At 64.5% G+C, this 12,995-nt stretch carries 17 protein-coding genes and 1 rRNA gene; 6 read left to right on the top strand and 12 right to left on the bottom strand.

The annotated features are described in order from the left end of the window. The 4 genes from rrf to KQ297_RS01570 form a co-directional block, all read left to right on the top strand. A 5S ribosomal RNA gene (gene rrf, locus KQ297_RS01585) occupies positions 1-110 on the top strand; the annotation flags it as partial. Positions 111-277: 167 nt separating this feature from the next. After that, positions 278-1,312 (top strand): YihY/virulence factor BrkB family protein, encoded by a 1,035-nt coding sequence (locus KQ297_RS01580; RefSeq protein WP_259737876.1) that lies wholly within the window; start codon positions 278-280, stop codon positions 1,310-1,312. Positions 1,313-1,394: 82 nt separating this feature from the next. Beyond that, entirely contained in the window at positions 1,395-1,637 is a 243-nt protein-coding gene (locus tag KQ297_RS01575; protein WP_259737875.1) for a glypican, read from the top strand. 44 nt (positions 1,638-1,681) lie between these two features. Next, positions 1,682-2,077 (top strand): hypothetical protein, encoded by a 396-nt coding sequence (locus KQ297_RS01570; protein WP_259737874.1) that lies wholly within the window; start codon positions 1,682-1,684, stop codon positions 2,075-2,077. A 51-nt stretch (positions 2,078-2,128) separates the two neighbouring features. Here the strand turns inward: KQ297_RS01570 and KQ297_RS01565 are convergent, their stop codons facing one another. From KQ297_RS01565 to KQ297_RS01530, 8 genes are all read right to left on the bottom strand, one after another. Next, complete coding sequence (locus tag KQ297_RS01565) at positions 2,129-2,548, bottom strand: DUF2834 domain-containing protein (protein WP_259737873.1); 420 nt, start codon at positions 2,546-2,548, stop codon at positions 2,129-2,131. Continuing rightward, positions 2,545-2,847, bottom strand: coding sequence for an exodeoxyribonuclease VII small subunit (gene xseB / locus KQ297_RS01560; protein WP_259737872.1), 303 nt, complete (start codon positions 2,845-2,847; stop codon positions 2,545-2,547). Before xseB ends, KQ297_RS01565 begins: the two co-directional genes overlap by 4 nt. Next, a complete protein-coding gene (xseA, locus tag KQ297_RS01555; RefSeq protein WP_259737871.1) occupies positions 2,844-4,037 on the bottom strand; it encodes an exodeoxyribonuclease VII large subunit in 1,194 nt (397 codons plus the stop codon). The genes xseB and xseA overlap by 4 nt, the downstream gene beginning before the upstream one ends. A gap of 5 nt (positions 4,038-4,042) precedes the next feature. Further along, positions 4,043-4,219, bottom strand: coding sequence for a hypothetical protein (locus KQ297_RS01550; RefSeq protein ID WP_259737870.1), 177 nt, complete (start codon positions 4,217-4,219; stop codon positions 4,043-4,045). A 124-nt stretch (positions 4,220-4,343) separates the two neighbouring features. Further along, positions 4,344-4,490, bottom strand: a complete 147-nt coding sequence (locus KQ297_RS01545; RefSeq protein WP_006172180.1) for a chlorophyll a/b-binding protein — start codon at positions 4,488-4,490, stop codon at positions 4,344-4,346. A 146-nt stretch (positions 4,491-4,636) separates the two neighbouring features. Next, the gene (hrpB, locus tag KQ297_RS01540; protein ID WP_259737869.1) at positions 4,637-7,225 is read right to left on the bottom strand and encodes an ATP-dependent helicase HrpB; all 2,589 of its coding nucleotides are present in this window, start codon (positions 7,223-7,225) and stop codon (positions 4,637-4,639) included. Between the two features lie 285 nt (positions 7,226-7,510). After that, the gene (locus KQ297_RS01535; RefSeq protein ID WP_037979909.1) at positions 7,511-7,894 is read right to left on the bottom strand and encodes a hypothetical protein; all 384 of its coding nucleotides are present in this window, start codon (positions 7,892-7,894) and stop codon (positions 7,511-7,513) included. Positions 7,895-7,974: 80 nt separating this feature from the next. Beyond that, positions 7,975-8,289 carry a DUF2973 domain-containing protein gene (locus tag KQ297_RS01530; protein ID WP_259737868.1) on the bottom strand — a complete coding sequence of 105 codons (315 nt, stop codon included), beginning with the start codon at positions 8,287-8,289 and terminating at the stop codon, positions 7,975-7,977. 297 nt (positions 8,290-8,586) lie between these two features. Between KQ297_RS01530 and KQ297_RS01525 the strand changes: the two genes are divergently transcribed. Beyond that, complete coding sequence (locus KQ297_RS01525; RefSeq protein ID WP_399250983.1) at positions 8,587-9,726, top strand: trypsin-like peptidase domain-containing protein; 1,140 nt, start codon at positions 8,587-8,589, stop codon at positions 9,724-9,726. A gap of 83 nt (positions 9,727-9,809) precedes the next feature. On the opposite strand, the gene KQ297_RS01520 is transcribed toward KQ297_RS01525, so the two are convergent. The 3 genes from KQ297_RS01520 to KQ297_RS01510 all read right to left on the bottom strand — a co-directional run bounded on the left by KQ297_RS01520 (position 9,810) and on the right by KQ297_RS01510 (position 12,359). After that, positions 9,810-10,091, bottom strand: a complete 282-nt coding sequence (locus KQ297_RS01520; RefSeq protein WP_259737867.1) for a hypothetical protein — start codon at positions 10,089-10,091, stop codon at positions 9,810-9,812. 130 nt (positions 10,092-10,221) lie between these two features. Further along, positions 10,222-10,437, bottom strand: coding sequence for a hypothetical protein (locus KQ297_RS01515; RefSeq protein ID WP_185466804.1), 216 nt, complete (start codon positions 10,435-10,437; stop codon positions 10,222-10,224). A 152-nt stretch (positions 10,438-10,589) separates the two neighbouring features. Then, the gene (locus KQ297_RS01510; RefSeq protein WP_259737878.1) at positions 10,590-12,359 is read right to left on the bottom strand and encodes an ABC-F family ATP-binding cassette domain-containing protein; all 1,770 of its coding nucleotides are present in this window, start codon (positions 12,357-12,359) and stop codon (positions 10,590-10,592) included. Positions 12,360-12,444: 85 nt separating this feature from the next. On the opposite strand from KQ297_RS01510, the gene KQ297_RS01505 reads away from it, so the two are divergent. Beyond that, on the top strand, positions 12,445-12,621 hold the full coding sequence (locus KQ297_RS01505) for a hypothetical protein (RefSeq protein WP_185466730.1): 177 nt from the start codon (positions 12,445-12,447) through the stop codon (positions 12,619-12,621). Between the two features lie 39 nt (positions 12,622-12,660). Here the strand turns inward: KQ297_RS01505 and KQ297_RS01500 are convergent, their stop codons facing one another. Beyond that, complete coding sequence (locus KQ297_RS01500) at positions 12,661-12,918, bottom strand: hypothetical protein (protein ID WP_259737866.1); 258 nt, start codon at positions 12,916-12,918, stop codon at positions 12,661-12,663. Positions 12,919-12,995 lie beyond the last annotated feature (77 nt).

Below are 12,995 nucleotides of genomic sequence, written 5' to 3'. Positions count from 1 at the left end.
TTCATGGCACTGTGGACCCACTCCGATCCATCTCGAACTCGGATGTGAAACGCAGTAGCGGCGAAGATAGTTGGAGGGTAGCTTCCTGCAAAAATAGCTCAATGCCAGGATAAAAAATCTGATTGCTCAAGAAAGCCGCCCTCGGGCGGCTTTCTTTGTGTCTTGGATTCCGATGGTGCCACTGTGGAATGGGCGGGTAGCAGCAAGAAGCAGGAGGCTCGAATTGTTGTTTGCGTCAGATCGTTTAGGCTGGCCGGATGACAGCTGCTGACGCCTTGTGGATTCTTCGGAGTTCGATCATCAAGTTGATCGTGCCACAAAACGGTTGAGGCGATTCGTTCGGCGGCTTTGGTGGTCGTGCCGACTCTGGGATCATTTTGACTGTGTCGATCTGAGTGCGGCTTTTGCTTACCACACCCTTCAATCTTTCTTCCCCATTCTGCTGATTATTCTGTCTTTGGCGAGCTGGATTCTTGGCCGTGATGATGGTTTGACAGGTCAGATTCTCGATCTAACTTCGCAAGTATTGCCTAGCTCGGCTCAGAAGATTGTTCGAACCACGCTGGAGCAGCTCTACAGGCAGCGGGGCGGTGCTGGTGCTCTAGGCCTGGCCGTGTTGTTGATCACGGCGAGTAATGCCTATCTGAGCCTCCAGCGTGGAACCGATCACCTATGGTCCATCCGCTTTAAGCGGCCCCACCAGGACAAGGATGCAGTGGAGGAGAGGCCTCTGTTTCAGAATGTCCTACAGGCGGTAAGGCGCTTTCTGATCTTGCGCCTCAAGGCCACGATGTTCCTGCTGGCAGTGGGCGCCCTCTTTGTGATGGATCAACTCACGGTCAACCTGCGCTTCACAGGGTTTCAGACTTGGCGAGGATTGACAGCTGCGCCTGTTGACTGGGCTTCCCAGTACCTTTTACCCGTCTCGCCGCTGGCTGATTTCTTTGTCTCATTGTTTGTGGCTTCCTTGGTCTCTCTTGGGCTGCTCCGCCTCTTGCCGTCGTGGCGAATCAGCTGGCAGCTTCTGTTGCCCGGTTCCTTCCTGGTAGGTGCTGCTTACACTTTGCTGAACTTTGCTGTTGGCCGAAGCATCGTTTCGCTTGGGGCGAGATTTCAAGCCTATGGATTGATCGGTGGGGTGCTTGTGCTGACGCTTTGGGTCTGGTTGTTGGGATTGATCTATTATTTTGGGGTAGCTTACAGCGTTGTGTTGAGTACCCCTGGGGCCCCAACAGCCGAATGGTTTGAACTTCGCTCCGGCCTCGAGCGTGATCAACCGAGCCGCCGTGATCTTCCCTCCGACGAACGCTGATCCTCCTTCGGCTTCGGGGATCCGCACCGCCCTTCGCTAGGAAAATTGGCGGATGTGCGCGACGATCACTCAAGCTGAGCAGATGGATGTGGCCAAAACAAGCTTGATGCTGCGCCCCCTACCCACAGCCGTGGTGCTGCTATGTGCCGGCATTGGCGCCTGTGTGCTGGGTGCCTTCTTCACCTTGACCCTGGTTCCTGTACTGGTGATGGTGGGCTTCGTCGCCACCTTCCTTGTGGCGGCACTGGCATGCGCCTGGGCTGGGGTGGAGGCCCTCGCCGCTCTTGAGCGCTGGCTGGAGCGTGATTCCCGCTTCCAGCGCTGATGTCCCGTCAGCTGCCCTGGTTCTGGATCCTGCTTGCTCTCCTGGTGCTGGCCGCTCCCACTCCCCTGGGGCGGCTCCTTCTCGACCTGCTCGGAGGCCTCACCCTGGCGGTTCTCCTGCTGCCTCTGCTTCTGGCTGGCGCCGGGGCTGTTGCCTTTCAGATCCTCAGGCGCCGGGTTCGCACCTGCACCGTCTGCGGTCTGACCAGCCTGGCGACCAGCCAATGCCCGGGGTGCGGCGCTCCGCTGTCAGAGAACAACGGTGCTGAGTCAAATCCTTTTGTCCAGAGTGATCCTTTGGTCGAGCGACCGCCTTCGGATCTTGCCAGCTTCTTGCGGCGGTCTGGTGGAGGCAGACAATCTGAACCAGTCAGCAATGCCAATCTCGACGTCAGTGATGTCACCATCGATGTTGAATCGCATGATGTCGATGCCCACTGAGTGCTGAGGCGGGTGAGTCTGTTCATCGATCTCAACCCATCACCTGATCACTCAAGGCTGCGTGGATGCTCCACGGCTGATCTCCAGCAGGCGACGTTCCCTCAGAAACAGAAAGAATGGCGCTGCGAAGGCGAAGGCGATCGTCACACTGCCAAGCAGCACGATCCACAGTCCTCGCATCTTCAGCCGGCGGGCCTCCACGATGATCCAGATCGTGATGGCCGATGCCCCGATTAGCAGATCCCTGGACAGGGAACGTGCTGCCGGATTGACGTTGGCCAACTCGATGAACTGCGTCAGATCGAACGCCTGGCCGTATTCACGGATGTAGTCGGCGTTGGCCAACCAGGGGAAGACAGCTCCGCCCACGGCCAGGGCCAGATAAAGCCACTGCAACCAGGGGGACGGCACCAGGGGAGTTCTGATCCCTGTGTTGCTTGTTTCGCTGGCTGGGTTGCTGGCAGGAGTCATGGTTGTGCTTCCAGGGAATTGAAATCAAGTTCCTCCACCTGCTGCTGCACCTGTAGAAGCACCTGTTCGCAGCGATCGGCATAGGCAACCGCTCGCTTGTAGAGGCCTGCCATGGCTTCCACCTCCAGATCCTCCGACTGCAGCGCGGCTAGCGTGAGTTCGAGCGCTGTGCGGCTCTGGGCAAAACTCAGCTGCCGGGTCTCTTCCAGCCAGGCTGCGTCGTCAGCTGTCGATCCGCCCGTCGCTTGGGCGACATCCTCGGGGGTCTGGGTGCTGGGTTGACGCTTGTGGGTGCTCATGGGGCTGGGGGCTCATGGCGGCGCTCGGTGACGCGGGCTGCGACCGCTCCATCCAACCACTGCACCACCAGCATCTGGTCGACGTCGACCTGCTCGATCGAGCGCACGAGTTCGCCGGATTCAGCACGCACCAGGCAAAACCCCCGCTTCAGCAGCTGCTTGGGAGAGAGGGCATCCAGCAGCTGACGCCGCTGCTGCAGCAGGGCCAGCTGCCGTTGCAGCAGGGCACGGGGCTGGAGCTGCTGCAGGCGCTGGCCCAGCAGGGCCAACCGTTGCTGCTCCCGATCCAGCTTCCAGCGCAGGATCTGATGCAGTTGCTGCTGGCGTTGTCGCAGCTCCTGGCGGAGTGTGCGCTGGTCAGGCAGCAGGGCCACGATGGCCGCAGTTGGTGTGGCCGCACGATAATCAGCCACGAGGTCAGCGATCGTGGTGTCGTCTTCGTGGCCGAGTCCGGTGACCACCGGTAAAGGCAGGGCCGCCAGGGTCAGGGCCAGCTCCTCACTGTCGAACACAGCCAGATCCTCGCGGTTGCCGCCGCCGCGGGCCAGGACCACCGCTTCAATGCCAAGCCGTTCAGCCGCCTGGCCCACCGCGTTGAGAGCCGCGCAGATGGTGTTCTCAGCAGCGCCCTGGACAGGAATCGGAACCACAAGAATCCTGGTGGCGGGCCAGCGTTCAGCAGCCGTACGCAGCATGTCGGCCAGGGCGGAGCTGGGGCTGCTGGTGAGCAGCGCGATCACAGCGGGGCAATCCGGCAGGGGCTGTTTACGGGAGGGCTCGAACAGGCCCGTAGCCTCGAGCTGCTCTCTGACTCGCTCGAACTGGCGCAGAACGCTGCTGAGGCTGGGGCGGATGTCGAGAGCCTGCACGCAGAGGCTGGCGCGTGCGCCCCAGAAGTTGAGCTTTCCGACAACGATGACTCCGTCGCCATCGGCTGGAGTGAAGCTCAGGCGAGGCCGTTGTGAGGCCCACACCACGGCGGAAATCGAGGCAGCCTCATCGACAAGGGTCATCCAGAGGTGGCCTTTCTTGAGCTGTGGCCGCGAGACCGTGGCCTCCAGGAGAAAACGGGGGGCGAAGCCGCGCTCCAGCAAGGTGCCGATCGAGCGATTCAGGTCGCTGACGCTGTAGCGGGGGAGAGCCTGGCCGGTGCCATATGCCGCCGGATCGCTGATCCTGGTCGAATCCACGCGCGTCAATGCTGTAGCCGCCCGTAGCAGTATCCCCAGTAGAGACTGATCGCGGAGGCCGCGAGAAAGAGGAGTCGTCCGATCGGGTGGTCGAAGCGAATCAGGCCCGCTGCGCAGACCACCAGAGCCGTGCTCAGCAGACGGGATCCGTCACGCCGATTCTTGACGAAGAATGGAGCCAAGGGCGCGAACCCCCAAGGGAAGTGACAAGTCTGGCTGACCGCTCAGGCTGGCTGTCCCCCTATGAAAAACCCACCGCCTCCGGCTGAAGGAGACGATGGGTGGCTGGAATGGAGCTCGGCTTGCTCAACCCAGACCGATCTGGGAGAGGATGCCCTGGCCGGTGAGCAGTTCGGTGGCCAGACCGATGACGAAACCGAGCATGGCGAGGCGGCCGTTCCAGGTTTCAGCGAAGTTGACGAAACCGAAGCGGGGTTGGGTGGCGTCAGACATGGATGAATCCAATAGGCCAATAAACTGTAACGAATGTTGGAGCTGTCTTGACGATGGGGCGCTGGGGATTGGGCTGTACGGATTGCCGACTTCGGCCCTGGCATCCCAGTGGCGGGCGATGACCCGCGGCTCCATCGCAGGCTGCGTCACGGGCCTGTGGGCGGGTGCCGCAGGCTGCGCATCAGGGTGCGGTTGGTGGCGGCGGTGGCCACCGCCTGGGCTGGATCCTCGGGCCAGGGATGTTTCGGGTAGCGCCCACGCAGTTCCCGGCGCACCTGGGCATAGCTTCCCCGCCAGAACCCACCGAGGTCCTGGGTGATCTGCACTGGGCGGCCTGCAGGGGACAGCAAATGCAGGCTCACGGGCAGCTCACCATCGAGGACCCGGGGACCGTCGCTGATCCCGAACAGTTCCTGCAACTTCACCGCCAGGACAGGCTCGCCACTGGCGTAGTCCACGCGGGCCTGGCGCCTGGTGGGAAGGGTGACCTGCGTGGGAAGCAAGTGCTCCAGTTCCTGGCGACGCTCCCAGCTCAGGCCGCTCCAGAGCGCTTCCCTGAGGTCCAGCTGGCGGAGATCATCCAGGGAGCGCAGGCCCAGCAGCTGATCCCCCAGCCACACCTGCAGCTGCCGCTCCAGCGCTGCATCGCGGCGATCGGGCCAGGGCAGGCCCCGGCGGACGTGGATCAGGCTGAGGCGATGCTGCAAGGCTCTGGTGTCGCGGCTCCAGGGAAGGACCCCCAGGCCCAGCGAGCGGATGCCTTCCAGCAGCGCCGCCAGCACGGCTGCCTCTGGTGGGCTGTCCCAGGGGCGGCGTTCCAGGACCAGAGCTCCCAGCCGCCGCTCGATCACCGCCCGCACCCGCCGCTCGGCAGGCTCCCAGCTCACCAGCGACCGCACCTCCCCCTGCCTTTCCTGAAGCACCTCCAGGCTCTGGCGCCCCAGTGGGATGGCCTGAAGGATGCGCACATCGCTACCGCTGCTGTCCGCCGTGGCCACCGCCAGCACCGCTTGGCCGGCCAGGGGATCCTGCCGGGGCATCTGGGCCCCGCGGCCACTGCGCATCAGATAACGTCCGTCTCCCTCCGGGCGTGCCAGGGCGACCCGCTCGGGATAGGCGCAGCTCAGCAGCCACGCTGCCGCCTCGCGCTCCGTCAGCGACTGGTCTGCGGCCGCGGCTTCAATCCTGCGGGGAGCAGCTGGTGACTGGGGGTGGCCCCCGAGGTGCTGCCCAAGCTGCCTGCAGAGCTGTCTCATCGCTTCTCGCCGGGGGTCTCGTCTGGGTTGGCGCAACCAGTCGAGGCGTGCCATCAGATCACTGCCCACCTCCTGGCCTGCCAGGGGATCCCGCTCGCTCAGGAGGGCCGCCAGCTCGCAGGCCAGCGAGGCCAAGCCAAGACGCTGACCCTCCAGCAGCATGTGGGCCAGGCGGGGATGAACCCCCAGCCGGGCCATGGCCCGGCCATGGTTGGTGAGTACCCCCTTCCGGTCAACACCGCCCAGTTGCGTGAGCAGCTCCAGACCCTGGTGCAGGGCCGCCTGGGGGGGCGGATCCAGCCACGGCAATGCTTCACCGAGACCGGCCCCCCAGCGGGCGAGCTGCAGCACCAGGGGCAGGGGGTCGGTCTCCAGAAGCTCGGGAGGGTCGTGGGGCGCACGACGATGCTGCTCCGCCTCCGACCAGAGCCGGACGCAGCAGCCGGGCCCCAGGCGACCAGCCCGGCCCTGGCGCTGCTCGGCACTGGCCCGGCTGGCGGGCAGCGTGACCAGGCTGTCCATGCCTGTGCGCGGATCGAAGCGGTTGCGCCGGCTCAGGCCGCTGTCGACCACCAGGTGAACCCCCTCGATCGTGAGAGAACTCTCAGCGATGGTGGTGGCCAGCACCACCTTGCCGTCTGGACGCCGCCCGGCCGCGATGGCGCGACCCTGAGCCGCCAGCGACAGGCCACCGTGCAGGGGATGGATTTCTGTGCAAGCTCCCCAGCCGGTGGCCTCGATCGCCCGCTGGACCTGCTGGATCTCCCGTTGGCCCGGCAGGAACACCAGGACCGTTCCGGGCTCGGCTGGCTGGTGCAACCAGTGGCTCTCCAGCGCTCGCACCACCTGGGAGCCCAGGTGTTCCCGCTCCCGAGGCGGTTGGTAGTGCAGGTCCACCGGATGGCTGCGTCCCTCGCTGCTGAGCACCACCGCCTCGGGCAGTTGCTGGCTCAGGGGTTGGAGGTTGAGGGTGGCTGACATCACCACCAGACGCAACCGCGGGTTAAGCAGAGGGCGGGCCTCCCGCAGCAGGGTCAGAGCCAGATCGGCTTCGGCGCCGCGCTCGTGGAATTCATCGAAGATCACCGCAGCCACACCGGAGAGGCCGGGATCGTCCTGGAGGCGGCGCAGAAACAGGCCATCGGTGAGAACCTCCAGGCGGGTGGCCCGGGAGCAGCGCTGCTCAAGCCTCACCCGGTAGCCGACCTGTGCCCCCACCGGTTCTCCAAGCGCTTCGGCCAGTCGTGTGGCGGCGGCTTTGGCGGCCAGCCGACGCGGCTCCAGCATCAGGATGGTTTCGGCGCCGCCTTCCTGGACGCCCAGGTGATGCAGCAGGGCCAGAGGGACGCGTGTGGTTTTGCCGGCCCCAGGCGGGGCCTGGAGAAGAAGGGTGCCCCCGGGGGGCAGTCGGAGCAGGATCTCCGGGAGGAGGGGATCGATCGGCAAGGCTTCCCCGAAGTGGCTGGAAGGGAAGCCCATGGATGTCAGCGGGGGGTGATGGGCCCCACAGGCGAAAGCGGCTGCAGCGGCTGACGACCGCTCAACCCAGAAGCCGCAGGGCGAGAGCCAGCAGGGCGGTGCTGAGCAATCCCAGGGAAGCCAGCAAGCGCACCAGCGGCCCGACGGACAGGCCCAGAGATGACATGAAGAAAATCTGAAGAAGTGGATCTCACTGTTTTAACGCCCCCTGCAGGGGTAGACGGTGTTGATGGCCACGTTTCGTAGCCTCACGTTGGAATGACCACGGAGGCGAGGAACAATCGATCAGCGCACGTGTCTCGCCCCGTCCACCGGGTGGTACGCCTCTCCGGTGGTCTCCTCGTAGACAATGGCCGGAAGCCCAGTTTCGAACATGGTCTGCAGGGCTTCCTTGAGGTAAGGGTTCCAGCCGCCCGTGCTCACCTTGCCGTGGCGCACGGTCCAGTCCCAGGTGCCCTGCAGGTCTCGGGGGATGCGGCCTTCCCGATCGCGTCGGGCCACGAGATCCTGGGATTCCACGAGGCCCACGAGGATGGGGTCCTTGCCGTAAGCGGGAGTAAGGCTCAGCTCCAGCCGTATGGGGTCATCCTTGATCAGGTGGAGACGGAAGCGGGGTGGCAGCTTCAGGCCGCGAAGCACTGCAGCCACGATGCGGGTTTTCTGATCCAATTCTCGGCCTCCGCCAGAACTCTGGTTCACCCACGGTTGTACCAGCCCGACCGATCGCCCCAAGCCATGCAGGGTCGGAATCAGTCTGATTCGGTTGGGAGCCTGGGGGGATCGTTGTCGCTTCCGAACCTCACGGTGAGCAGATCCTCAGAGGTGATCTGCCCATCCGCGTCCAGCAGTTCCGGGTGGATCGTGAGCCGGCCGGTGCGATCAGCCTGGGGGCCGATGTCGTCGGGGGGGGTGGAGGCCTCAGGGTTGGACGCTGGGATTCGTGGATCGCTAGGGCGAGGAATGGCCGAGAAGCCCCGGGCCATCACCTTGAAGGCCTGCCAGATCAGCACCAGCATGCAGGCGCCGTAGAGGATCGGAAAGATCTGAGAGATCAGCGGTGCCATTGGCGGCTCGGAGGTGCTGGGGAAACCCCGCTCACGCCCCCATCATTGCCTGGAAGAGGCTCCCTGGGCGACCTTCCAGGCCCAAAGACTGCTGCAGGCGGCACCGAAGGCGAGAAAAACCAGCAGGACGGAACTTGTATCCATGAATTTTTACAAATCTTCGTTAAGCCTAGGGGGTAGGCCGCCGCCCTGGGTCGCTCGTCCTCTGAGCACTTCGTCACACCTTGGCGGGTGACCGGCCTTCCGCCAGGCCCGCCACCGCCGTTACGGTCCGACAAGCCCGTGTGATCCCCTGACGTGACGACCACGACTTCCGTCTGGCGGCGGTCTCTGAACTCTGTTCTGCCCCTGAGCCTGCTGCTGACTGCCCCGCTGCTGCCGGTTACCCCCCTGCTGGCCCAGTCCCGCCCTTCGGCGGCTGGGGCGTCCCTCTCCCGCCAGTCGTTCGTGGCCGACGCGGTCCGCCGCTCCGGCCCGGCCGTGGTCACGATCGACACCGAGCGCACGGTGATTCGGCCCGGAAGCGGCGGACTACCCCCGGGAATGATGCTCGATCCCTTCTTCCGCCGCTTCTTTCCCCAGGCCCGGCCACCCAGTCAGCGCACGGAGCGGGGTCAGGGCAGCGGGGTGATTTTTCAGTCGGATGGGTTGATCCTCACCAATGCCCATGTGGTCGAGAAAACCGACCGTGTCTTTGTCGGTCTCAAGGACGGACGGCGCACGGAGGGAAAGGTGATCGGCCTCGACACCCTCACCGATCTGGCCCTGGTGAGGCTGGTGGAGCCGGGACCATGGCCGGTGGCCCCGCTGGGCAATTCCGATGCTGTCCAGGTGGGGGACTGGGCCATTGCGGTGGGTAACCCCTTCGGTCTCGACAACACGGTGACGATGGGCATCGTCAGCAATCTCAACCGCAACGTGGCCAAGCTCGGGATCACCGACAAGCGCCTGGATCTGATTCAGACCGATGCCGCGATCAACCCCGGCAATTCCGGTGGCCCCCTCCTCAATGCCGATGGCGAAGTGATTGGGATCAACACCCTGGTGCGCTCAGGTCCCGGAGCGGGCCTTGGGTTCGCCATCCCGATCAACAGGGCCAGGGACATCGCCAAGCAACTTCTGGCCACGGGACGGGTCAGTCACCCCATGATCGGCGTGGGGCTCGACAACCTCCCGCCGGAGATGAGGCGCACGTTGCAGCAAGGAGCCCTTGTGCGTTCGGTGATGCCTGGTGGTCCCGCCTCCAGGGCGGGTCTGCGCACTGGCGATGTGATCGTTGCTGCCTCAGGCAAGCCGGTGGCAGGTCCGACTCAGATGGTTCAGGCCGTTGAGGCCAATGGGGTGGGACGGCCGATGTCGATCAGGGTGTTGCGAGCGGGCACTCCGGTTCAACTCGAGGTGGTGCCCACGGGGATGCAGACCGGTCGTCTCCCCTGAAGGTGATAGGAGCGGGGAGAGCAGGAACGGGGAGCTCCCGGACGGCTGCTGGCTCCCCTCAATCCTCCGGGCTGAACAGGGGATCAGAGCACATCCATCGAGCCGTTGGTCTTCGGCGGGGTGGGGAGATCACGGGATGAGCCTGCTCCAGATTTGCCCAGCCCTCCGAACTGGCTGGGGGTTCCCAGTTGCTGGCGCATGATCCATTCAGTGGCCGCTTTCTGGGTGTGCCAGGCCTGCAGCAGCTGCTTGGCCAGACCACGCAATGACTGGGGATCCCCGGTGGAATCAATCATTCGGGTCATGCGCTCCAGCTCAAATTGCTGGCCGAGGCTGAGGGCGAGCGGTTCGGACATACGAGGCATCGCGACGGGGCAGTGAAGCCACGCCAATGCTACGAAGTGTTTCGAGTGCTCGCGTAGCGACCGGTACAGAGTTACCGATTTTCTGTCAGGGTCTGCCCATCCTGCCGGGGCGGCTGGTGCCTGGAGAGGCTCAGTGGTGTTCCCGGAGTGTCTCCACGCACCGGGTGATGCACTCGCCGTCATCGAGCGAGCAGGTGGTGATGCACTCGAAGTAGCTCTCCACCGAATCGCCTCCGTCGTCTGCGGCAAGGGTGGAGCCGTTGGCGATCATGGCCACGCCTGTGGAGGTCGGGAACGATCCGGCTCCGCTGTGCTTGGAGGGGGGATGGCTGTAGGAATGGGTCATGCGCCGGACCTGGTGAATGGGGGTAAGGTCAGGATATGGAGATCATTCAGGCGGGTCCAGAAGAATGAGTCTTCTTGCCTACTGAAAGATGAAGTTGTCTGTGCTTAGTTGAGAAATTCTGCAGATCGGCATCGCCCGGCTGGCTCGCGTTTTCAGGCTCCGCCCCCGCCTCGGGTGCGGCGTGCCCGGCTCTTCTCTTTCTGCTTCCTCCGATTGGTCTCCTGGCGGGCCTTGGTGGCCTGCGAGTCCCGGGCCAGGCGTTCGGCTTCGGCTTCTTCTTCTTTCTTCTCCAGGTAATAGGCATAGTCGCCCCTGTACAGCACCAGTTCCCCGTCGCGTAACTCCACGATGCGGTTGGCCACCTGGGAGATGAAGAAGCGGTCGTGCGAGACGATCAGGGCGGCCCCTTCGTAGGCCTTCAGGGCCGATTCCAGCATCTGCTTGGCGGGGATGTCGAGGTGGTTGGTCGGCTCATCCAGCACCAGCAGGTTGCAGGGGGTCAGCAGCATCAGGGCCAGGGCCAGCCGGGCTTTTTCGCCGCCGCTGAGCTGGCCCACCTCCTTGAACACGTCCTCGTTGCTGAAGCCGAAATTGCCCAGGAGGGAGCGAACCTGAGTCTGGGTCCAGTCGGGGACGGCCTCGAAGAGGGTGTCGACCACGCTGCGCTTCAGATCGAGAGCTTCGGCCTGGTTCTGCTCGAAATAGCCCGCCACCACGTTGTGTTCCCCCAGCCGGGCCCTGCCCCCGTCACTGGCTTCCAGCCCCATCACCAGGCGCAGCAAGGTGGATTTACCGGCCCCGTTCGGACCGACGAAGGCCAGGCGATCACCCCGCTCCACCTCCAGTTCGGCGCCGAGAAAAAGGATCTTGTCGCCATAGCTGTGGGTGAGGTCCTCGATCACGGCCACCTGGCGTCCGGAGCGGGGAGCCGGCGGGAACTGGAAGCGGGGGCCGGAGATCCCCTCAAGCGGGGCCTCGATCCGCTCCACCTTCTCCAGCAGCTTCTCGCGGCTCTTGGCCTGGGTGCTGCGGGTGGCACTGGCCCGGAAGCGGTCGATGTAGGCCTGTTGGCCGGCCAGTTCCTTCTGCTGCCGCTCGAAGGCGGCCTGGCTGGCTTCCCGTTCCAGGGCCTTCTGCTCGAGATGCTGGCTGTAGTTGCCCAGGTAGGTGCGGGACACCCCCCGCTCCGTCTCGACGATCAGGTTGCAGACCCGATCGAGGAAGGCCCGGTCGTGGCTGACCACCACCAGCGGAACCTCCTGCTTGAGCAGATACCCCTCAAGCCACTGGATCGTCTCCACGTCGAGATGGTTGGTGGGCTCATCCAGCAGAAGCAGATCCGGGTCCTGAAGAAGGATCTTGCCCAGGGCGATGCGCATCTGCCAGCCGCCTGAATAAGCGCCCACCGGCTCCTCGGCCCCCTCCGGGGTGAAGCCGAGGGTGGGAAGAAGTTTGTCGATGCGGGCGTCGAGCTCATACCCATGCAGGGCTTCGAAGCGGCTCTGCAGCCGGCCCAGTTCATGGATCAGTTCATCGAGGTGTGCCGGATCGGTGGCCGCCTGATCACTGGCCATCTCCTCTTCCACCCGGTGCTGGCGGATCAGCACCTCGGCCGCCTCGCCGAAGGCCTGGAACAGCTCCTCGCGCACGCTGCGACTGAGATCGACCTCAAACTCCTGCCGCAGGTAGACGATGCGCGGATTCCCCTGGCGGACCACCTGGCCCGCACTGGGTTCCTCCAGGCCGGCGATCAGCCGCAGCTGGGTGGATTTCCCCGCGCCGTTGACCCCCACCAGACCGACCCGATCTCCCCCCTTCACCTCCCAGGTGACATCGCGCAGCACCTCGCCGGTGGGATAGATCTTCGAGACACGTTCCAGACGAAGCACGGGTTGGGCGGATCGGCAGTGAAACGTCATCATCTCCGCTCGGACCGGCCAATGGCCCGGAACCGGCCCTGATCGGCTGCGGGCCAGACTGACGGCCATCCCCCAGGGACCGCCTGCGATGGTGAAACGTCTGGAGCAGCTGGCGGCGCTCGTGGTGGCCGCCGGACTGGCGATCGTGAGCTACTGGCTGTTCTTCAGCTGGGCCCAGGGGGGGCGTGAGCTGCGCCAGGCCCCCCGCCAGAGTCAGCCCGCTCCCGCTGAGCCGTCGCCCCCTGGGGGACGGAAACTGCTCTGACAGAGGAGATGACGGAGGAGGGTGCCCGCTGGCCTGGGCTCAGAGCCCGCCACGGGCTTTGATCAGCCACTGCTTGCTGTCCAGATCGTCGAGGGAGGCCAGATGCTGCCGAACTGAGGCTTCGGTGACAGGGAGATCAAACTGGGTTCCCATGGCGATGATGCGTTCGAGCGTGCCTTTGGGATCCTGCAAGGCCTGGCGGAACAGCGCCTGGGTCAGGGCCTCATCCCCCCGGATCCGCTCGTAGAGCGCGGCGGTGTTGGCGGCGAGGGCTGGTTCCGGGGGATGCTCGGTCATGGTCAGGGGCCTGCTCGCGTCCTGAGCGTTCTCAAAAGCACCCTATGGCGGGCCTCCGCTGGGTGGCCAGCATTTGT

Origin of the sequence: Synechococcus sp. CS-205 (genome assembly GCF_025128255.1) — a bacterium.
Lineage (GTDB): Bacteria > Cyanobacteriota > Cyanobacteriia > PCC-6307 > Cyanobiaceae > Regnicoccus_A.
Note: the sequence above shows the minus strand (reverse complement) of the source record. Positions and strands in the feature narration are given on the sequence as shown.

Excerpts from the sequence above, each read along its gene's own strand:
- KQ297_RS01575 (WP_259737875.1), top strand. The coding sequence starts at position 1,395 with ATGGATGTGGCCAAAACAAGCTTGATGCTGCGCCCCCTACCCACAGCC.
- KQ297_RS01565 (WP_259737873.1), bottom strand. The coding sequence starts at position 2,548 with ATGACTCCTGCCAGCAACCCAGCCAGCGAAACAAGCAACACAGGGATC.
- xseB (WP_259737872.1), bottom strand. The coding sequence starts at position 2,847 with ATGAGCACCCACAAGCGTCAACCCAGCACCCAGACCCCCGAGGATGTC.
- KQ297_RS01545 (WP_006172180.1), bottom strand. The coding sequence starts at position 4,490 with ATGTCTGACGCCACCCAACCCCGCTTCGGTTTCGTCAACTTCGCTGAA.
- hrpB (WP_259737869.1), bottom strand. The coding sequence starts at position 7,225 with ATGGGCTTCCCTTCCAGCCACTTCGGGGAAGCCTTGCCGATCGATCCC.
- KQ297_RS01530 (WP_259737868.1), bottom strand. The coding sequence starts at position 8,289 with ATGGCACCGCTGATCTCTCAGATCTTTCCGATCCTCTACGGCGCCTGC.
- KQ297_RS01520 (WP_259737867.1), bottom strand. The coding sequence starts at position 10,091 with ATGCCTCGTATGTCCGAACCGCTCGCCCTCAGCCTCGGCCAGCAATTT.
- KQ297_RS01515 (WP_185466804.1), bottom strand. The coding sequence starts at position 10,437 with ATGACCCATTCCTACAGCCATCCCCCCTCCAAGCACAGCGGAGCCGGA.
- KQ297_RS01510 (WP_259737878.1), bottom strand. The coding sequence starts at position 12,359 with ATGATGACGTTTCACTGCCGATCCGCCCAACCCGTGCTTCGTCTGGAA.
- KQ297_RS01505 (WP_185466730.1), top strand. The coding sequence starts at position 12,445 with ATGGTGAAACGTCTGGAGCAGCTGGCGGCGCTCGTGGTGGCCGCCGGA.
- KQ297_RS01500 (WP_259737866.1), bottom strand. The coding sequence starts at position 12,918 with ATGACCGAGCATCCCCCGGAACCAGCCCTCGCCGCCAACACCGCCGCG.